The sequence below is a fragment of the Mesorhizobium salmacidum (SeqCode) genome, assembly GCF_037179605.1.
Classification (GTDB): Bacteria; Pseudomonadota; Alphaproteobacteria; order Rhizobiales; family Rhizobiaceae; genus Mesorhizobium; species Mesorhizobium salmacidum.
In genome coordinates, this window is sequence record NZ_JAPYKS010000042.1 from 1 (window position 1) to 19,763 (window position 19,763).

19 protein-coding genes and 1 pseudogene are annotated in these 19,763 nt (G+C 60.2%); 13 read left to right on the forward strand and 7 right to left on the reverse strand.

Going from position 1 to position 19,763, the window contains the following annotated elements:
• The 4 genes and pseudogenes from O7A60_RS29700 to O7A60_RS29715 form a co-directional block, all read right to left on the reverse strand.
• Positions 1 to 107, reverse strand: a pseudogene (locus O7A60_RS29700) (co-chaperone GroES); the annotation flags it as partial.
• Between the two features lie 479 nt (positions 108 to 586).
• On the reverse strand, positions 587 to 1,462 hold the full coding sequence (locus tag O7A60_RS29705) for a hypothetical protein (protein WP_337109245.1): 876 nt from the start codon (positions 1,460 to 1,462) through the stop codon (positions 587 to 589).
• Between the two features lie 139 nt (positions 1,463 to 1,601).
• Entirely contained in the window at positions 1,602 to 2,612 is a 1,011-nt protein-coding gene (locus tag O7A60_RS29710; RefSeq protein WP_415926872.1) for a LysR family transcriptional regulator, read from the reverse strand.
• A 236-nt stretch (positions 2,613 to 2,848) separates the two neighbouring features.
• Positions 2,849 to 4,243, reverse strand: coding sequence for an alpha,alpha-trehalose-phosphate synthase (UDP-forming) (locus O7A60_RS29715; protein WP_337109246.1), 1,395 nt, complete (start codon positions 4,241 to 4,243; stop codon positions 2,849 to 2,851).
• 576 nt (positions 4,244 to 4,819) lie between these two features.
• Here O7A60_RS29715 and O7A60_RS29720 point away from each other — a divergent pair.
• Positions 4,820 to 5,530 (forward strand): winged helix-turn-helix domain-containing protein, encoded by a 711-nt coding sequence (locus tag O7A60_RS29720; protein ID WP_337109247.1) that lies wholly within the window; start codon positions 4,820 to 4,822, stop codon positions 5,528 to 5,530.
• 387 nt (positions 5,531 to 5,917) lie between these two features.
• A complete protein-coding gene (locus O7A60_RS29725; RefSeq protein WP_337109248.1) occupies positions 5,918 to 6,961 on the forward strand; it encodes a cytochrome-c peroxidase in 1,044 nt (347 codons plus the stop codon).
• 98 nt (positions 6,962 to 7,059) lie between these two features.
• Here the strand turns inward: O7A60_RS29725 and O7A60_RS29730 are convergent, their stop codons facing one another.
• From O7A60_RS29730 to O7A60_RS29740, 3 genes are all read right to left on the reverse strand, one after another.
• Positions 7,060 to 7,764, reverse strand: coding sequence for a thermonuclease family protein (locus tag O7A60_RS29730; protein WP_337109249.1), 705 nt, complete (start codon positions 7,762 to 7,764; stop codon positions 7,060 to 7,062).
• 506 nt (positions 7,765 to 8,270) lie between these two features.
• Positions 8,271 to 9,215: a nucleotidyl transferase AbiEii/AbiGii toxin family protein gene (locus O7A60_RS29735; protein WP_337109250.1), complete on the reverse strand. Its 945-nt coding sequence runs from the start codon at positions 9,213 to 9,215 to the stop codon at positions 8,271 to 8,273.
• Between the two features lie 5 nt (positions 9,216 to 9,220).
• Positions 9,221 to 9,799, reverse strand: a complete 579-nt coding sequence (locus tag O7A60_RS29740) for a hypothetical protein (protein WP_027146045.1) — start codon at positions 9,797 to 9,799, stop codon at positions 9,221 to 9,223.
• 185 nt (positions 9,800 to 9,984) lie between these two features.
• On the opposite strand from O7A60_RS29740, the gene O7A60_RS29745 reads away from it, so the two are divergent.
• The 11 genes from O7A60_RS29745 to O7A60_RS29795 all read left to right on the forward strand — a co-directional run bounded on the left by O7A60_RS29745 (position 9,985) and on the right by O7A60_RS29795 (position 19,761).
• Positions 9,985 to 10,188 carry a hypothetical protein gene (locus tag O7A60_RS29745; protein WP_337109251.1) on the forward strand — a complete coding sequence of 68 codons (204 nt, stop codon included), beginning with the start codon at positions 9,985 to 9,987 and terminating at the stop codon, positions 10,186 to 10,188.
• 3 nt (positions 10,189 to 10,191) lie between these two features.
• A complete protein-coding gene (metC, locus tag O7A60_RS29750) occupies positions 10,192 to 11,403 on the forward strand; it encodes a cystathionine beta-lyase (RefSeq protein ID WP_337109252.1) in 1,212 nt (403 codons plus the stop codon).
• Entirely contained in the window at positions 11,387 to 11,968 is a 582-nt protein-coding gene (locus tag O7A60_RS29755; RefSeq protein WP_337109253.1) for a cysteine dioxygenase family protein, read from the forward strand. The genes metC and O7A60_RS29755 overlap by 17 nt, the downstream gene beginning before the upstream one ends.
• A 10-nt stretch (positions 11,969 to 11,978) precedes the next feature.
• On the forward strand, positions 11,979 to 13,616 hold the full coding sequence (locus tag O7A60_RS29760) for a rhodanese-like domain-containing protein (protein ID WP_337109254.1): 1,638 nt from the start codon (positions 11,979 to 11,981) through the stop codon (positions 13,614 to 13,616).
• Positions 13,617 to 13,709: 93 nt separating this feature from the next.
• Entirely contained in the window at positions 13,710 to 14,852 is a 1,143-nt protein-coding gene (locus O7A60_RS29765) for an ABC transporter substrate-binding protein (protein WP_337109255.1), read from the forward strand.
• Positions 14,853 to 14,887: 35 nt separating this feature from the next.
• A complete protein-coding gene (locus O7A60_RS29770) occupies positions 14,888 to 15,754 on the forward strand; it encodes a branched-chain amino acid ABC transporter permease (RefSeq protein WP_337109256.1) in 867 nt (288 codons plus the stop codon).
• A 2-nt stretch (positions 15,755 to 15,756) separates the two neighbouring features.
• Positions 15,757 to 16,746 (forward strand): branched-chain amino acid ABC transporter permease, encoded by a 990-nt coding sequence (locus O7A60_RS29775; RefSeq protein WP_337109257.1) that lies wholly within the window; start codon positions 15,757 to 15,759, stop codon positions 16,744 to 16,746.
• On the forward strand, positions 16,746 to 17,552 hold the full coding sequence (locus O7A60_RS29780; protein WP_337109258.1) for an ABC transporter ATP-binding protein: 807 nt from the start codon (positions 16,746 to 16,748) through the stop codon (positions 17,550 to 17,552). Before O7A60_RS29775 ends, O7A60_RS29780 begins: the two co-directional genes overlap by 1 nt.
• Complete coding sequence (locus O7A60_RS29785; protein WP_337109259.1) at positions 17,542 to 18,285, forward strand: ABC transporter ATP-binding protein; 744 nt, start codon at positions 17,542 to 17,544, stop codon at positions 18,283 to 18,285. Before O7A60_RS29780 ends, O7A60_RS29785 begins: the two co-directional genes overlap by 11 nt.
• 17 nt (positions 18,286 to 18,302) lie before the next feature.
• Positions 18,303 to 18,908, forward strand: coding sequence for an urea carboxylase-associated family protein (locus tag O7A60_RS29790; RefSeq protein ID WP_337109260.1), 606 nt, complete (start codon positions 18,303 to 18,305; stop codon positions 18,906 to 18,908).
• Between the two features lie 40 nt (positions 18,909 to 18,948).
• Positions 18,949 to 19,761, forward strand: a complete 813-nt coding sequence (locus O7A60_RS29795; RefSeq protein ID WP_337109261.1) for an IclR family transcriptional regulator — start codon at positions 18,949 to 18,951, stop codon at positions 19,759 to 19,761.
• The last annotated feature ends 2 nt before the right edge of the window (positions 19,762 to 19,763 follow it).

The window sequence follows — 19,763 nt, forward strand, 5'->3', positions numbered from 1 at the left end:
TCCTTTGCCGTATCCGGGATGATGATCCCGCCGGCGGTCTTGGATTCGGATTCGACCCGGCGAACGACCACACGGTCATGAAGTGGGCGGAATTTCGATCGTGCCATTTTGGATTCCCTGGTGCGGATGTTGAACGGTTCCCCGTTGCCGGAGCGCGATTAGCACTCACCGAGGTCGAGTGCTAACAACGGGGTAAGTAGGCCGTTGGCGGTTGCAAGTCAAGGCGCGAAGGACGGCGAAACCGAGCCGCAGGGACGTGAGCTGAGGGCCTCCATCAATCTTCAGAACGAGCAGGAGTATGGGCTCGTTTCTTGCATGGAGATCTCTCCCCAACCGTCGGCCGCCGGCAGTGGGCTGGGCATCAAGGCCGTTCACAATGCGATCGATAAACGCCTACTGATACAGTGCCTTGCACCGTTCGCTTTGTCGGTTTTTCGGCCTGATGCGGTTCTCGTATTCAACTGGGGACGATCGGCGATGTTTGCCGCCAATCGTCAGGATGGATTTGCTTCGAACTGCTGGCGAGGTCATCTAAAATCCACGCTGCTGGTAAGGTGCGCTGGTCCAGCCACCGACGAACTGAGGATCAGACCTGCGGCTTAATGTCATGCTGCGGCGTCGAACCGCCGTTGAAGAAGTTCTTCGCCTTCTTGAACTGGTCAGTCGAGTTCGCGTTCACCAGCTGTTGGAAGTTTTCATAGTCGTGGCCGCCCTTCCGGATCCGGCGTGCCTGTACGACGCTGATGACCTCGGTGTAGTCCAGGTTCACATCGATTTGTTGCGTCGACGAGCAGCAGGATTTCAGCTCAAGGAAATTCTCTTTGAACTCGATCTGGCGCAGAACGATCGCTCCGTAATCGTAATATCCACCTGCCCCGTTGTCGAGAAGGTAACTCTGGTAAGTGCATGTCAGCGCCCTGTATTGCTGCGCCTTAGCGCTGGTGCTGAAAGTGATGTCACCCATCGCGGTCAGGAAGGACTCGAAATCCATCAGCAACGACGCCCCGTCGGTGATGATCGCCTGGGCAACCAAGGAAAGGAACGTCGCAGAGACAGAAGTCCCGAAAACTGCTTTTGAATAACTCTTCTGGTTTTGCGCTCCGATCGAAAGATTCGGAATCTTGCTGAGGACGTCTGCCCAGATTCTGATGTCGAGTTTTTTTGAGTCGATGTTAGGGTAATTGGAATGCATGTAGTCGTAAATGAGTCCGCCAATCGCCAGAAGATTGTCCTGATTCTCATTCAAGATTCCGCTATACATACGGTCACGGGTGTTCTGGCCGATGAGGTGGAACTGTACCGTCCCTTGGTCGTTGGCGATCATGTCGTCCCTCGCATGTGCGGCGTTTGCCACCGAAAGAACCAAGGGTCTTGCGTGGAAGAACTCGCGAGCGGATTTGTAAATGTTGTCGGAGTATTCTTTTTCGCGTTGCTTAACATCAAGCGAAAATACGTTGGACATCTTATTCTCCTATGTGAGAGCTACGGTTGCTTGGGAGGTGGCGAGGCGTCTGAGTGCGAGCACTATCAGCTGACCTTTGTGTGCCTCTTGGCTGCATAGAATGGCGGTCAACAGGGAGAGCTTTGAGAGGAAGCATCCGTTATTGCCGTGATGTTTGCCCCGGCTCTGTTTGCAAGGCTGCTGCCGTGATCTCATGGCGCAACCAGCGTTGCTCCGGGTCGCGATGGCAGCGTTCGTGCCAAATGAGGGCGACCTCGTAGGGGGTCAGTTCCACGGGCGGATCGACAATCGCCAGGTGCAGCAAGGCGGCGATCCGTGTCGCGACGCGCCGTGGGACAATCAGCACCAGATCGCTCGTCGCGACTGAGGCGGCTGCCGTCAATATGTTGGACACCAGCACAGGATCACGATCTAGGAGATCCAATTTGACCAATTCATCATGCACCCGGCCGAACCCATCCTTGGAGTCCGAGGCGAGGGCAGCGTGGTGCAAGGTCGCGAAGGTATCGATCGTCCATTCCCGCGCCAGGGCTGGGTGATCATGGCGTAGCAGGCAGACAAAGCGATCGGCATAGAGTGTCCGGCGCAAGTACCCCAATGGTGCAGCATCGATCTGCCCAATGGCCAGATGGATTTCGCCTTGCTCGAGCCGCCGGAGCGCGCTGGCTAGAAGCGGGTCGGTGACGATATCGAGATTGGGAGCGTTCTCGCGCAGAAGTGGTAAGAGAGGCGGCAGCAAGATCAGCGCTTGGTGATCGGGCATCACCATTGTGGCTTTCGATCGCCACTCCCCTTGGGCACAACTGCGGTCTATCATCGCGCGGACGGCATCCAAGACCGTCGGGAGGATCTTGGCCAGGCGCTCCGCCTGCGGCGTGGGAACCAGACTGCTCGATCCACGAACCAGGAGATCGTCATTGAAAATTTCACGCAGCCTAGTCAGCGATCGGCTCATCGAGGGTTGGCTCACGCCCGTGTGCCGAGCCGCATGCGTAACGTTGAGGTGCTCCAGCAGCGCTTCAAGAGCCAACAGCAATCTCAGGTCAATCGACGCCAGCATCCGTTCTTGCCGTGCGGCGCGCGCGCCATTGACAATGCGTGGCCCCCGCTCACTCCTGTTTGAACGATCCGGACTGTAAACGAGGTCCATGCCCCTCTCCTTGTCTTTGTAGCTGTGTGCTCTTGCTAGTGGGCGTTGCGGGGTGAGCCTGCGGTTAACGACCGCGATGTCGCCCAGCTGGTTTGACGTGGTTCAAGGTCATTGGTCTTGATCAGAGAACCGATCAGTCGGTGCGGCGACGAGCGCCTCCTGTGGCTTCGCGCCCGGTGAGGCAGCAAAACACTCGGCACTGTGGAGGCGATCGTCGTTGAGTAGCGGGTGAACCCTCACTCGTTGCTGTGGCCGGCACGGTGTTCATTCAGTGACGAGAGAAAGTCGCCGCACCACTTGTAGACATCGTGCTCGCGAAGAACCGTCATGATCGCTGTCCAGCGGTCAATCCGGTCCCTTCGCGGCAGAGCGAGGGCCTCTTCCATGGTGCGCGCCATCTCCTCCGTGTCGTAGGGATTGACGAGCATCGCTGCGTCCAGTTTCCTGGCGGCGCCGGAAAAGCGCGAGAGGACGAGAACGCCCGGGTCAAGTGGGTTCTGCGCAGCGACATACTCCTTCGCCACCAGATTCATCCCGTCGCGAAGCGGAGTCACCAGACCGATGCGCGCCTTCCGATAGAGGCCGGCCAGGTCCGACTGCTCGATAGAGGCATTAATGTAGTGCACTGGCACTGAATCGACGGTTCCGAATTCTCCATTAACGCATCCCACCAGTTCGGCGACATCCTTCTCGACCGCCTTATATGCCGGTATAATTTCCCGGGACTTCGGGGTGATCTGCAGCAGCAGTGTCTTGTTCACACGTGGCTGGTAGCGCCGCAGAAAATGGCGAAAGGCGACGATGCGCTTCTCGATACCCTTTGAATAATCGAGGCGGTCGACGCCGATCACGATGTCATAGCCGGCGATCCTCGCATAAGTCTCCTGCAGACGCTCATTGCGGGCCGCATTCTCGGCAAGGCTTTCGAAATTCGCCGTGTCGATGCTGATCGGAAAAACGCCGCAGCGAAACTTGTTCCCATACGCTTCGTGGAAGCGCTCTTTGACAATTTTGCCCTGCTTCTGGCGGGCCAGGCATTCCAAGAAGTTGCTCAGATCGTAATCGGTATGAAAGCCGACGAGGTCGTAGCAGGAAAGCCCGCGCAGCAACGTATCGTACTTCGGGACAGTGGAGAAAATGTCCGCCGGCGGCCAAGGAATGTGCAGAAAAAAGCCGATCCTGTTGGTGCACCCGAGCTTACGGAGCTCTTCCGCAAGCGGAATCAAGTGGTAATCGTTCACCCAAACGACGTCCTCATCGCGCAAAAGGGGCTTCAGCAGCTCTGCAAATCTCTTGTTGACACGATAGTATCCGGCCCTTCGTGCCTCGGAATATTCGGCGAGATCGGGACGACCGTGGAAGATCGGCCACAGAACACTGTTCGCAAAGCCGTGGTAATATTCGTCTAGATCCTTTTTCGAGAGATAGACAAGCTGGTAGTTGATGCCGTCATCTTCCCGCGGTGTCGGCTCCGGGCCGTCCGGCGCCATCTCATTGTCCGACCAGCCCATCCAGAAGCCGTCCTGTTTCTTGAGGACCGCCTTCAGCGCAATGGCCATCCCGCCCGTGGGCGGCGCCCCGTCTTTTTTGGGCAGCGGAACCCTGTTGGATACAACGATCACTCTACTCATTTCCATCTCCTGTGGTTGTTGCAGACAAAACAGAAGCTCATGCGCCCCAGTTTCCGCCAAGTTGATAGATCTATTGTAAAGTATATTGCAAGTTACGCTCTACATTAATGCGGTAAGTGGCAACGCCATATAAGCATTCTAAACCATAATTATCTCGTGAGTTGTGCGTCTATACAAATCCATGGCGCAATAAATCCATCTTGATGGCAGGAATGTCAATTTTTTCGGGGTTTCAGATGAAATGAGGCTGAATCCGATCACGTGCGCTGCAGGCGCAGAACGCCTCATGAGACCAGCCTCAAGGTCGCGAGGGGAGGGATCCGCAGGGCCTAAGGGCCGGCATGTCGCACGGGCGAGCAGCCAAACGAGTAGGACCAACACTCTGAGCAAATCGGAGAAGACGGCCGCACATGCGAGGCTTGGCGAGCTCGGTCCTGGTTCACAGCGGCAGTCCCGTCTAGCACCTATGTATCTGCGCTATTATGTCATGCGCCCAACGAAGATTGTCCCGCCTGCGGACCCTGCCTAATTTGGCTGATCATCGGGGAAGCCAAGCTGGATTCAACAGGGGTAAGCATGAAGAAGATTCTCGTTTTGAGTCAGGACGCTTCAACGAGAGAACTGCTCGTGGACCTCTTGTCCAAGCATGAGTTTAGGGTCCGTGCGGTCGAAAACGGCCAACAGGCCGCCGGCAAAATGGTTTCTGAAGCGGTTGATCTGGCAATTGTCGATCTGAGCCTCGACCGAGAGGACGGCTTGCAATTCGTTCGGGATTTTGGCGCCAACAGGGACCTTCCGATCATCATCATCAGCGCCGACCACCTAGCCGAGTCCGACAAGGTGGTAGGTCTCGAAACCGGCGCCCGCGATTACATCACTAAGCCCTTCGGCCATCCGGAGTTCCTGGCCCGCGTGCGCGCCGCCGTGCGCCAGCGCCCGGGGCGTGAGCGAAATGCGATCTTTAATTTCGATGATTGGCAAGTCAGCACGAAACGACGCCGCTTGCGCCGAGGGACGGATCTTGAAGTCAAGCTCACCACGGGTGAGTTCAACCTGCTCTTGGCCTTCCTCAAGAACCCAGGCCGGGTGCTTTCGCGCGAGCAGCTTCTGCGGGCGACAAGGGTCTATGATCAAGAGGTCTATGACCGCAGCATCGACGTGCTGATCCTGCGCCTTCGCCGTAAGCTGGCACACCCCTCGGCCCTGCAGTACATCCGTACCGAGCGCGGCGCTGGGTATGTTTTCGAGAGCGCCGTGGACGTTGAGGAGCTCAGGACGCGCAGCTAAGGCGGCGCCCTTCCTTATGTTGCCGGCCTAACCGGCTAAGGTGGCTGAGAAGCTCTTCCGCGACGCCCCCGATCAGAGCGTCAACTGATGCTTGCGCGCATTTCCGTCGTGGCACGTCGCGGACATTGAGCTGTGTGGACTGGTGTAACCATGGGGCAACGGCCAGTGTCGGGTTTGTCAGGCCCACGACGCTGTCACGGTCGATTTGCATCCGGCTAGAGACAAAGGCTTTTGGAAAATACGTTTCCGAGTTATTCCCACGCCTTTGGCTCGATTTTTGCTCTCCTCCCTCGCGACACTGCAGATGCTGCCCAGGACGCGCCTTACCCCTCTAATGGGAAGCCGCTCTTTCGCGCACAGTCTCGGGTTAGGAAAAGGAGAGGCTTGTTGGGGATTGGGTGGAACTTTCGGTATGCTGCACTCGGATTTTGTCTGCTCACCTCAATGGCGATGGGGCAGGACAATCTGCTTGATGACGCGAAATCGCTGTTCAGCCCCATTCCCAAGGACCCGCCGGTCCTGAACAGCAATCCGGCGACTGCAGAGAAGGTCGAACTGGGCAAGATGCTGTTTTTTGAGCCGCGGCTCTCGGAGTCGCACAACATCAGCTGCAACACCTGCCATCAAATTGGGTTCGGCGGGGCAGATGGCCGCCCCACGTCAATTGGCCACAATTGGCAGCACGGCGGCCGCAATGCACCAACTGTGCTCAATTCGGTGTTCAACATCGCTCAGTTTTGGGACGGTAGGGCAGCCGACCTGATGGAGCAGGCCGGTGGACCCATCGCCAACCCGATCGAGATGGGAAGCACCCCTGCGCGCGCTGTCGACCAGCTCAAGGGCATTCCGGGCTATGTGGATGCATTCCGCAAAGCCTTCCCAGAGGAAATCGATCCTCTCAGCTACAATAACATCGGGAAGGCGATTGCTGTGTTCGAGGCGACGCTGACCACACCCAATGCGCCGTTCGATCGATATCTCGAGGGTGACGAAAAAGCGCTCACCGTGGAGGAGAAGAAAGGCCTCGCGCTTTTTATGGGCAAGGGGTGCGCTTCGTGCCACAGCGGTGTTAATGTCGGGGGCGGCATGTACGCTCCTTTTGGCGTGGTCGAGAAGCCGGGCGGGGACTTCCTGCCGCCCGCCGATGAAGGTCGCAAACGGGTGACAGGAGAGTTGCAGGACCAATATGTCTTCAAGGTCCCTAGCTTAAGAAACGTCGAACTTACTGCCCCGTACTTCCACAGCGGCCGTGCGTGGGACCTGGACGAAGTGGTGGCGGCGATGGGCACTGCCCAGCTTGGCACCCGATTGGCCCCTGAGGACGTCTCCAGTATCGTCGCGTTCTTGCGGACACTAACCGGCGAGCAGCCGCAGGTAACTTACCCCGCCCTGCCGCCGAGCGTCGCCACGACACCTCGACCAGCGCCGTGATCGCTGATGGGTTGATTTTGCCTCCGCGGCCGGCGGTGCACGACGCCCCTCCCGTCAGTTCAAAAGCGCGGTATCCCGGCCCTAGGCGGCGACCGAGCTTAGCAAACCGTTTCGCAGGGGATACCGTCCTTGTCTCGGTCCAACTTGCCTCCCCATGAGCAGTTTGCGAGATACCAATTGGCTTCATCACATGAGCTGATTTGAGAACATGTCCGCCGCGGCTGACACGAGTAGCCGGTCTGCGCGAGCAGTCTGCGGCTGACGAATCCTTGTGTTGTCGGGCTCGACGGCGCCGCGCCATCTGCATGCTCCGCTCGCCACTCCCAAGGCGCTTGAAACTTGCCGGCCCATATGCCGATCTTCATAGCTTCCGCCTTCGATTGTTGCTGAGCGTATGCGCCGTGGCTGTAGCGGGGCCAATCCAGGGCCTGGCCGTGCTCGACCATCCAGGCCGATAGGTTAGCACCATCTGAGCGCAGGCATTCGCCGACGAAGCGGTCGTAGCGATCCCAGGAGACGAACCGGCAGCTAACTGGTCTAGATGTTGCCAGGAACGCGTCTAACGCCTCGGCCGAACGGCGCCCGCAGGGATAGTCGAGCCCCTTAGCGTCGTTGCAATACTGCTTACTCTCAGGCGCATCGATCCCGTTGAGGCGAATGCGCTGACCGTGGATCTCAATCGTGTCGCCATCTACGATGGAGGCGATCCCGGCGATCGATGGAGGGCTCGGGCGGGTTAGATCCGACAGACTGGTCTCGGGCAGGCGGTCGCTTTGCTGTATGGCCGACAGGAAGGCTAACATACCAGCGGCAGCCACACTGACAAAGATCAGCCGCTGTGGAACGAGTGCCCAACGCCGGGCGCGTCTCCGCTTGGCGGCGGTGCGCTTTCGGAACTGGTCAAGCCTATTGTAATGCCGAGATTTGTCCAAAGCCCATTCCCCTGGGGGAAGAATGCGTCGATCCGGGCGGAGAGTCCATAGTTGTGGCGGCCTGATACGAGGCAGCCTGAAGGCCGATGCCATCGATGGAGCCAGCGGTGTCACGTGCCCTTTGCGTTGGCCTTGATTACCAATGCGCGATAGTGCGGGGGACTCGGAACACTGCGCATGGTACTTAGAATCCTGCCCGCCGAATGCGCTTGGACCGCAAAATGCTGCCGCGGTGGTGAGCCGCGATCGCGAAGCCGACAACTTGCCCCGGATCGGTCAACCTGCCAGAGAAGGGGGACGACTCATTCGGTGACCGGAGTCCGCAGCGCCTCACAGTTCTGAATGCACTTTAGTCAGTGCAGCAACCCTCGATGGGATCACAATCGATCGAGATGGGCGTCCAACTGAGTGAGGATTGCATCGAGTGAAGGCCGATCCCTGTAGTAGAGGGCGCGGGTTCGCTCATAGGCGTCGGCGTAGATTTGCCGGGTCGTGGGCTCGCTGAGGCGAAACGCCTCGTTCCGCCGCAGGTCCGGCTCGTCCCCGCCTCGGAACCGATCGGCTTTGTGTGCGCGGTATGCCGGGCTGCCGATAAAGGCCTGGACGCCATCATCCTTCAGAAGGCAGGAGACGTCATAGTAGTGACGCATGAAGTTGACAGGCATCTCTCCGGAAGCCTGCTGCTGGCGAAACTTGGTGGAAAGGGTCTGCAACTTTTCGACGAAAGTGTAGCCGGGCTCATAGCAGAGAACATCGATGGCACGGTTGTCGATCAGGTCCGGCACGTCGGATGCGACCGCACGATCGTAGGCCCAGGAAGAGATGAGGCGGGCCTGATTGGGCGCTACCCGATCGAAGCCCGCTTCCAACAGCACGCCAGCCTTGAGCCCCGCGGGCAAGGGATTGAGCTCCCGATAGATCAGACGAATTCCAGCACCCCGCATCCGACCCGTGGGATCGTCAAAGGCCTGATCACGCTCGGCGCGCAAAAAACCGGGTATGTCCAGTCGAGGAACCAGACCGTTGAAGAATTCCCGGCGCTGTTCGATGTGGACCGGCTTGTCGTGATTTCTGCCGGTCGGCAGAGTGTCCTGCGGATGAATCAGAATGTCGATGTCTTCAGAGAAGCGGTGGATCAGCTGATATCCCTTCGACAGCGAGGTGCCGCCCTTGAGCTCGAACCGGAAACCGAGCTGTTGCAGGCCCCAGAGGGCATGCATGATCCAGTAGTCCTTCTCAACCAAGCCGGAATCAATCTTCATGTCCGCGGCGACGACCGTGATCAGATCGCTGAAGTCGGCGAGGTCGTGTAGAAGCGGCATGGGAATCAGGTCGCTTCCAGCGCTTGGCTCACCAGCCGCTCGGCGCGAACCGAACCGAAGTCCCGCGCTGCCTTGGCCAGATGCGCGGGATTCATGTCGCGGGCGCGCTTGAGGGCGCGAGGCAACACCTCGGCCTTGCTCTCGGCAAGACGATCAAGGTTCTGGAGAAGGTCGACCAGCAACACTTCCTGGGTCAGTTTCGCGGGCACCGAGGGCTTCTTGCGGAAGTCGTAGAAACGGCCGTCGAGCCGAAAGCGTCCGTGACGCTTGAGGTTGTAGACCACCGGCTCGTTGTAGAGCTGGGTCGTGCCCACCCCCAAGCTGTTATAGGCGCTGGGGGAGACCATCAGAAAGCGATCGTCGTTGAGGAACGTCTCGACCAGCTTTTCCGCCACAGCCGGAGCCTTGCCGAAACGCGTATTGCGCGGAGCCATGTACAGTCCACCCGACACCCTATCGAGCCGACCTTCCTCGACAAGCTGACGTAGATGACGGTCGACAGCAGTGGACCATTTCGCCAGGTCCTTGCGCCGATAGACCTGCCCCGGCCGCAACCGCTTCTTCAGTTCATTCAATGCGGACATCGTCAAATCCTTTATCCTCCACATAGGCCGCTGTGCCGCATTTTGCAAGGTTTTTCGTTTAAAATTCATGCACGCAAGCAGCCGGGCCAGATATCGGCTCCGCACAAACTCACGGCGCGGACGCCAAGCGACGGTTGCGCCGGGCACACTGCCAGTGGAGGAAGCCGACAGGAAACCGACCCGCCTTGACACTCAATGCACCTTTTGTTTATACTGCAATTCAGTTGCAAATAGTGCAACAGAGGGAGAAGACATTGCTGAAAAGGTTGCGAGCGGTGGTCGCCAAGTTCAACGGGTTTGTACCGGCCGTAATTGTGTGCGCCGCAGGGCATCCGGCGTGGATCGTTCCGGGCAGGGTGCTGCCGCAGCATGTAAAGATGGCGGGCTAGACGATGCGGTCTCCGAACCTGAAACGGGGTACGCAACTGGTGCACGCCGGCCGGCACCCGGCCGAGTTCGGTGGCGTCGTGAACACGCCAGTTGTCCGTGCCTCGACGGTGCTCTATCCCGATATCGGCGCCTATGAACGCTCCCGCGCCAGCAAATTTGGCGCGTTGCGATATGGCCGTTATGGCACGCAGACGTCGTTCGCACTGGCAGAGGCGATGGCCCAAATTGAAGGTGCTGATGGAGCCGTTCTCTATCCATCAGGACTGGCCGCTATTGCCGGCGTGCTGAAAGCCCTGCTCAGCCCGGGAGACCATCTGCTCGTCACCGATGCGGTGTATGGCCCGGCACGAAATTTCTGCGAAACCGAGCTTCGCCGCAACGGGATTGACGTCACGTTCTTCGCTCCCGGCATCGGCGCGTCCATTGGCGATCTGGTGCGCCCGCAAACTCGGGTGGTCTATTGCGAGTCGCCAGGCAGCCTGACCTTCGAGGTCCAGGACATTCCGGCGATCGCGGCCGCTTGCCGTTCGCCCGACATCGCCATCGTTGTCGACAACACCTGGGCGACGCCCTTCTTCCACCGGCCGCTGGACCTTGGCGCGCATGTCGCGATCCACGCGGCGACGAAGTACATCGTCGGGCACTCGGATGCGATGCTGGGTGTGGCGGTGGCGAACGAACGTCACTTGCCGCAGATCCGGGACTGGGCAGCCGGACACGGCGTGCTTGCCGGGCCGGATGAATGTTGGCTGGCTCTGCGCGGCCTGCGCTCGCTGGGTGCCAGGCTGCGCCAGCATCAGGACAGCGCCAAGGCGGTAGCCGGTTCGCTGAAGGATCATCCCGCCGTCGAGAGAGTGCTCTATCCAGCACTTGATACCGACAGCTCGCACGCGATCTGGAGCCGGGATTTCTCGGGAGCGACTGGGCTGTTCGGCGTTGAACTGGTGAACACCAGCCCTGATACGGTCCGCGCCTTCGTCGACTCCCTGGAGCTGTTTGGCATCGGCTCCAGCTGGGGCGGTTTCGAGAGCCTGATCCTTCCTTCAAAACCGGTGCGCATAACCAGCGAACAACACTGGAAAGGTCCGCTGCTGCGGCTTCACATCGGCCTCGAGGATCCCGACGATCTTCTCGATGACCTTCAGCGCGGCCTTGACGTGCTGCATGAAGCCAACTGCCATGACGAAAGGAAACGCAATGTCCAGCATCGTTGACGGTGAAGTCCAGGCACTCGTTGCCGAGGCAAAGACGCGTATCGAGCGCGATGGCGCGAACCGCGGCAGTCTGGCCGATGTCCTCGCGGTCATCGAGCGGGCCGCGAGCCTGCCCGGGCGCTGGGGTCCCGATCGTTATCCCGATCCCGATGCCGGGGAACGCCAGGCCCGCTATCTGATCGCGACCGATCCCGATGACAGCTTCACGCTCTATCTCAATGTGATGCGGCCAGGAAACCGGATACCGCCCCACAATCACACGACCTGGGCCTGCATCGCCGCCGTCGAGGGTGCCGAGCACAACACACTTTACGAGCGCACCGACGGACGCACCGGCGCCGGACCCGCGACGCTGCGCTTAACTGGTGAGGTCGACGTACGGCCGGGCAGGGGCATCGCGCTCCTGGCGGACGACATTCACGCGGTGGAGATCCGCGGCGAGCAGCCGATCAGGCATTTGCATTTCTACGGGAAGGCGCTCGAGACGCTCAGCGCGCGTCTGATGTTCGATCTCGATGCGGGTGAGGCGAAGCCAATGAAGATGGCTGTCGCGACGAAGAAATAGGGCAGGCAGGATGCGATTTCCCTCACCCATCAGCGCTTCCAAGGCGAAGGCGTGGCTGTCCGACGGGCAAGAACTTGCCCTGCTCGATGTTCGCGAGGCGGGAGAATTCGCCTCGGGCCATCCCCTGTTTGCAACGTCGGTGCCGTTTGGCCTGTTTGAAGCCAGACTGCCGGTCCTGGCGCCTTCAAGGGCCTGCCGCCTGGTTTTCATGGATGACGGCTATTCGCAGCGAGCCGAACGCGCCGCGGAAATCGCCCGGGTGCTCGGCTATCAGAATGTGTCTTTTCTCGATGGCGGAGCGGCCGGCTGGCAACGGGCGGGCCTGTCTCTTTTCGAGGGCGTCTTCGTTCCCAGCAAGGCGTTCGGTGAACTGGTCGAGGAAGCATTCTCGGTACCACATGTTTCTCCCGAAGAGCTCAGTCACTGGCAGCAGGAGGGCAGGAGGCTCGTCCTGCTTGACGGGCGACCGCGTGATGAACATCGCCGGATGAACATTCCAGGCAGCATCTGTCTGCCGAACGGCGACCTTGCCTATCGGGCGAAGGCCATTATCCCGGATCCGCAAATTCCGGTGGTGGTTCATTGCGCGGGTCGCACCAGATCCATTATTGGCGCCCAGATCCTTCGTGACCTCGGCTTTCCCAATCCCGTCTTCGCGCTGGAGAACGGAACCCAGGGCTGGACACTTGCCGGTCTCGAACTCGAACGCGGGTCGGAACGGGCTGTCGAAGCCGTTCCAGACGAGGAAAGCCGGACGACGATGCGGGCCAGGGCGAGGACGCTTGGCAAGGCGTGGCAGGTGCCGTTCATCGATGTTGCGACCGTGAATGCCTGGCTCGGCGACGGAGGTCGGACGACCTATCTTTGTGACGTGCGCGGCGATACCGAATTTCACAGCCAACACATAATGGGTGCCATCCATGCGCCTGGCGGCCAGCTCATCCAGTCGACCGACCAGTGGGTTGCCGTGCGCCGGGCGCGGATCGTGCTCGCCGACGATACCGGCCTTCGGGCCGTGGTCGTTGCGCGTTATCTGGCGATGATGGGGCTCGACTGCCACGTGCTGGCGGCGGCAGAGGACGCGTGGGGCGACATTGTATCGCCACAGCCACCACGCCCTGCGATGCCCGAACTGCCGCGCGCGCCGGTTCCGCTTCCGCACGATGCTATCGTCCTGGACGTCAGGCCAAGCATGGCATATCGCAGTGGTCACATTTCCGGTGCTCAATGGGCACTCAGACATCAGCTTGGCGAGCGGCTGAAACATGCTGATAATGCGGCGCTGGTCGTGTTGTGCGCTGACGACACCGATGTGCTTGGACTGGTTGCCGCAGATCTCAAGGCCTGCGGGTTTTCCAACTTGGCCGAGCTTTCGGGCAGCCCAGCCAGCTGGCGCGAAATCGGCCTGGAGGTGGTCTCCACGCCCGAGCAGCCATCGGACGCTCAGGCGCTTGATTTCGTCTTTTTTACGCATGACCGACATAGCGGAAACCTCGAGGCGGCCCGTCGCTACCTGTCCTGGGAAACGGGTCTGGCCGGTCGTCTCGACGCCGCGGAGCTTCTGGAGCTGAGTCGCTGCCTGCGGACGCGAACAGAATCGATCGCAATCGCTCAACAAAGCGGAAAACGACTTTCCAACGCGGGATGAAAACAGAAACCCTCGACTTGAGGGCCACCAAAGCGTGCCTGTAAACTGAAAAATAGTTGCACTATTTGCAACATTAAAATAGGGGAATAAGACATGACCGTCCAGACATCCATCCGTATCGCCGCTGCCCTGGCCGCCCTCGCGCTGGGCACGCAGCTGGCCATCGCCGATCCCATCATGATCGGGCTCAGCAGCCCACAGACCGGCGGCGCGGCCTATCTCGGCCAGCATCAACGCTGGGGCGCGGAACTCGCCGTCGAGGAGATCAACGCCGCTGGTGGCACTATTGGCCAACAGCTTCAGCTGTCCGTCCAGGACAACCAGTGCAACCCCACACAGGGCGCCGCCAGCGCCGAACAGCTGATCAGTGTCGGCAAGGTTTCGGCCATCGTCGGCGCGCTCTGCAGCTCGGCCACGCTGAGCATCATGCCGATCATCGAAAAGGCGCGGATTCCGTTGGTTGTCGAGACGTCGACCTCGCCGAAAATCACCGAGCTGGCGGGTGTCGGCGGCAACAAATGGACGTTCCGCATCAACCCGTCCGACCAGGAACTGGCAATCGGCCTCGCCCGCTATCTGATTGCCGACGGCAAGATCAAGAAAGTTGCCTTCGCCGGTGAGGACACTGACTACGGTCGTGGCGGTCACGCCGCCCTGAAGACCGTGCTCGAGAAGAACGGCGTCGAGGTTGGCAATGGCGACTTCTTCGGCCGCGACACACAGGACTTCTCGGCCTTTCTGGCCCGCATGGGCTCAGACAATCCGGACGCGATCGCCGTCTACCTCAATGGCGCGGATGAGCTGAACTTCCTGCGGCAATACCGAGCCTCCGGTCTGACCATTCCGCTGACCGGACGTGTGGAGTTCTCGGAGCTGCAGGAAGGCGTCGTCGAAAGCGGTGCAATCAATGGCGCGACGAGCGTGTTCCCTTATTCCGAGCAGATCACGGTCGGCGACAACACAGCCTTTGTCGAGCGGTTCCGCAAAAAGTTTGGCGAGGTGCCGAATGCCCAAAGCTATGAGGGTTACACGGCCATCAGACTGATCGCCGACGCGATCGACCGGGCGAAGTCGGCCGAACCCGGCAAGATCCGGGATGCTCTGGAGGGTGCATCGTTCAAAGCAACGTTGGGCGATGTGCTGAAGTTCGATGATCACCACCAGGCCCATCCCTCGGCGGTGATTCTGCAGATCGACAACAGCAAGGTTGTCGTCAAAGGGCTGTTCAACACCTGATCGCGCCGGCGGTCCTTTTCGCGAACGAGGTTGTCATGCTTGTCTCGACACTCATTCTCAACGGCCTCGTGATGGGCGCGATCTACGCGCTCATCGGGGTCGGCCTGTCGCTGATTTTCGGGGTTCTGGAAATCGTCAACTTCGCGCACGGGCCGATCTACACGCTCGGCGCATTGGTCTTGGCGTTGCTGGTTGGCCATTTCGGATTCGGCTTCCTGCCGGCAGCGTTTGTATCGGCGCTTGGCGTCGCCGCCTTCGGCTACATTCTCTACCGGCTTTTCCTGCAGCACATCCGCAAGGGTGAGTTCGAACGCGGCATTATCCTGACGCTCGGGATTGGCATCGTTGTCCAGAACGCCCTGATCTACTTCTACGGCGCCACACCGCAAATCCTCGACACCGAGTTCAGCTTCAGGGACATCAGTTTCCTCGGCTTGCGGGTGGAGATGATCAAGGCAATCGCGGTCGGGTTCGCAATTGTGTCAATCACCACGCTGCATCTGGTGCTGACGCGGACGCGGTTCGGTATGGCGATCCGGGCTTTGTCGCAAAATCGCGAGGCTGCTCTCGTTGTTGGCATGCGGCCCGCGGTTATCGCCGGCCATGCGGTTGTGATCGGGACGGCTCTCGCAGGGCTTGCCGGCGCCGTCCTGGCACCAGTCTTTACGGTCCATCCGCTCATGGGCGGGCCGATCCTGTTCAAGGCGTTCGCCATCGTGATCATCGGCGGTCTCGGACATCTGCCGGGCGCCGTCGTGGCCAGCCTTATCATTGGTGTGTCCGAGAGCCTGGCCGGTGGCCTCGGATCGGCCTCGCTACAGGATGCGGCCGTGTTTCTGGTGATGATCGCGATGCTGCAGTTCCGGCCAATGGGTCTTTTCGGCAAAGGGGTCAGGATATGAGCATGGCAGCCACCAGCATGAATTCGCCCTGGCCGCCCTTGCGCCGGATTGGACTGTCGGCATGCGCCGTTATCCTGCTCACGCTTCCGCTCTGGTCGCCGTCGGACTACATCACGGGCATCGCGACCCTTGCCATCTTCTTCGCCGTGGCCAGCACCGGCCTCAACGTGGTCTATGGCTATGCCGGCCTGCTGTCGTTCGCGCAGGTCGGGTTCTGGGGCCTTGGGGCATATGTATCGGCTCTGCTGGTCACTGATCATGGCTTTTCGCCGTGGACGGCCATTGGCTGTGCGGGAGTCGTCTGCGTCGTCACCTCCCTTGCCGGCGGGCTTGCCGCGCTACGCGTTTCGCGCGATGCGTTCGTCGTCATCACGCTCAGCTTCAGCCTGCTTTTGCAACTGCTCGCGCGCAGCTGGACATCGCTAACCCGGGGCGCGATGGGCATTCCCGGTTTGCCGTTTCCGCAGGTTCGCCTAGGTAACGCGATCCTGCTGGATGGCAACACGGCATCTGGGTTCTACTGGATCGCGCTGGGCTGCGGTGCCCTGGTCGTCGCGGCGACCTGGTGGCTTCTTCGATCGCGCGTCGGCAGGGCGTTCGTCGCGGTCAACCTCGATGAGAATCTGGCGCGATCGCAAGGAATTTCCGTCTTCCTTCACCAGCTGTCGGCCTTTGCTCTTTCGGCTCTGATCGGCGGCCTCGCCGGTGCGCTCTATGTCTTCAAGCTCGGCATCGTCGATCCCGGCATCTTCGACATCTACTATGCGCAGATGATGCTGATCATCGTCATTGTCGGCGGCGCCGGTCACTTCTGGTTCGTGCTGTTGATGAGCTTTGTCTTCACCGCGCTGCCCGAACTGCTGCGCCTCGCACCGGAACTGCGCATGATCCTGTTTGGACTTGTGCTGATCATAACCATCCAGTTCATGCCCCAGGGGCTGGGCGGATATCTGGCCGATCGCCGAAACCGTATGCTGAGGAGGACCGAATAATGCCGTCACAGCAGCCACTTCTTTCGGTTGAGGGCCTCAGCAAGTCATTTTCCGGCATCAGGGCGGTCGATGACCTGACCTTCGTGGTCGGGCCGGGCGAGATCCTGGGCCTGATCGGACCAAACGGATCGGGCAAGAGCACCTCCATCGACTGTATCACCGGCTTCGCCAAGGCGGACCAAGGCTCCGTCCTGCTTGACGGGAAGCGGCTGAATGGCGCGCGCGCCGAGCAGATCGCCCAGGCAGGCCTTTCCCGGACGTTCCAGAATGTGCGCGTCTATGACCGGCTGACACTCATGGAAAATGTGCTGATCGCGCGCCAGGCCTATGACTGCGTCCCGTGGTGGCAGGCGCTGGCTGGCACGCAGGCCTGCCGCGGTGCCGAGCGTCGGGCCAGCGAGCGCGGCCGTGAGCTGATCCATCTGGTGGGGCTCTCAACGATGTCGGCCTTCCCGGCCGCGTTCCTGTCCTACGGGCAAAAGAAGCTGCTCGCGCTGGCAATGGCTCTCATGTCCAATCCGAAGATCGTCATTCTCGATGAGCCGCTGGCTGGCGTTAACCCGACGGTCATCAGGAGGATCGCCGGCCTCATCCAGTCACTCAACAGCGACGGTCAGACATTCATCATCGTCGAGCACAACGTGCAGTTCATCATGGAGCACTGTTCCAGGGTGGTGGTGATGGAGCAGGGTCGAAAGCTCGCCGAGGGGCCGCCGTCCCTCATCAAGGAGGACGAGCGGGTGCTGCACGCCTATCTTGGCAAGGCCGACGCCGTAGCGATGGAGCTAGTATTCCATGGCCAATGACATCGCACTCGAAATCAGCGACTGGTCGGTCGGCTATCTCGATCATCCCATCGTGCGCGACTTCTCGGCGGTCTTTCCCACCGGTTCGGTGACCAGCCTGATCGGCGGCAATGGCGCCGGGAAATCGACGCTGCTCAAGTCCATTTTCGGCCTCAACAAACACTTCACCGGAAAACTGACCTTCGAGGGCAAGGCCGTTGAGGGACTGTCGCCAGCCGCCAGGCTCAGGTCCGGTATCGGCATTGTGCCGCAGGGTCGGTGCAACTTTGCCCAGATGAGCGTTCACGAGAACCTAGAGATGGGCGCTTACCTTCTGCCGCGGGCCAGCGCCTCGGCCGCCATCGAGAGCGTGACCGAGCTCTTCCCGATGCTGCGGCGCAAATGGCGCCAGCTCGCCGGCAATCTGAGCGGCGGCGAACAGCAGATCCTGGAAACGGCAATGGTGCTCGAAAACAGCCCCAGGCTTCTTCTGCTCGACGAGCCGTCGCTGGGCCTTTCACCTAGGATGCAGTCGGAGGTGTTCGAGACGGTCAATTCGATCCGCGGCAAAGGCGTGACGGTCATCATGGCCGAACAGAATGTGTTCGGATCGCTGATGATCTCGGACCGTGCGATCGTCTTGGAGCTCGGTCGCAAATTCGCGGACGGCCCCGCCAGGGACGTCATGCATGATCCCCGTATCAAGGCTGCCTTCCTCGGCGGCGAGCCGGTAGTGGACACGGCAGACGTATGAACAGCGCGGAGCGAGACATGAGCCAACCTGAAACGACCGTCCTCCCGGCCCGCAAGGGCATTGCCTTCGAGGTGCGCCGCGGAAGCCGGCTGAAGATCATCAACACGCACGGGTCGCAGGTGCTCGACACCTGGGCCTTCGCTCTCGGCGACATGAAGGAGTACATGTCGATGGAGCATACGCGATCGGCAACCAGCCGCATCATCCCGGCTACTGGCGACACCTATGTGAGCAACCAGTTCACCCCGATGCTCACTGTGATCGAGGACACGTCGCCGGGAGTCCATGACACGTTGATGTGCTGCTGCAGCCGCAAGACCTATGAGCGGCTGAAATACGAAGGCTACCACGACAATTGCAACGACAACTTTCATGCCGCGCTGGAAGGCGTCGGCAGGCAGTCAGCCTTCACACCCGGACCGCTCAACCTGTTCATGAATTTCCCGGTGTCGGCCGCAGGCCTCATCACCCGCGAACCTCCGGTCTCGCGGCCGGGCGACTATGTGCTTTTCGACGTGAAAGCAGACCTGCTCATGGTCATCTCGGCCTGCCCACAGGACATCCAGACGGTCAACGGAGTGGGCAAGATGCCGACTGACGCCGCGTTCCAGATCCTGAGCTGAAAGCCGTCATCATGTCAGAAACCGGAGACAGCCACCACACATGAAAACGCTCGATACGGCGCTCAAACTGCTCAAGCTGTTCGAAACCGAGGAACAGACCCTTTCGGTGACGGAAATCGCCGAAGCGACGGCCCTGCCGAAAAGCAAGGTATCGCGGCTGCTTGCCGACTTTCGCGCCAACGGCTTCCTGGAGCAGGACGAACAGACGCGACGTTATCGCGTTGGCCTTGCCGCGTTTGAGCTCGGCTCCAACTACATCAAATCGCAGCCGCTGGCGCACGCTGCCTTGCCGGTATTGCGACAAATCGTGGAGCGAACGGGGCATTCGACAACGCTCAGCGTGATGCGTGGCGATCTCATCCTGCACATCCTCGCGGTTGAAGGCCCGCATTACATCGACGGGCGCTGGCGTGTGGGCAATAGATTACCATTCCACGCGACCTCGGCCGGCAAGGTCCTGCTCGCGGGCCTCACCCCGGCTAGCTTCAAGACGTTTTTCGCCAATCGTCGTCTCGATCCGATCACGCCTTCGACCGTGACGGATCCCGAAATGTTTCGGCGCCAGATCGAGGAGACAAGAAGCAGCGGCGTCTCCTTGACCCGCGGTGAGAGTGCACCTGGGTTGTCGGCGATTGCCGTCCCGGTGCTGGGGCGCTCGAACGACACCGTCGCTGCCCTCGGGCTTATCATTCCCGACCGTTTCTTTGAGGAGGCGGAGACCGATACATTGACGGCGTTGCTGCATGAGGAAGCGCGAACGCTATCGATCAAGTGCGGAGCCGCCGACTACCCGTTCGGCTCTGCCAGCCCTTCACCCAGTCCTGCTGCGGCAAAGTCGGCCGCGCCAGTCTGACA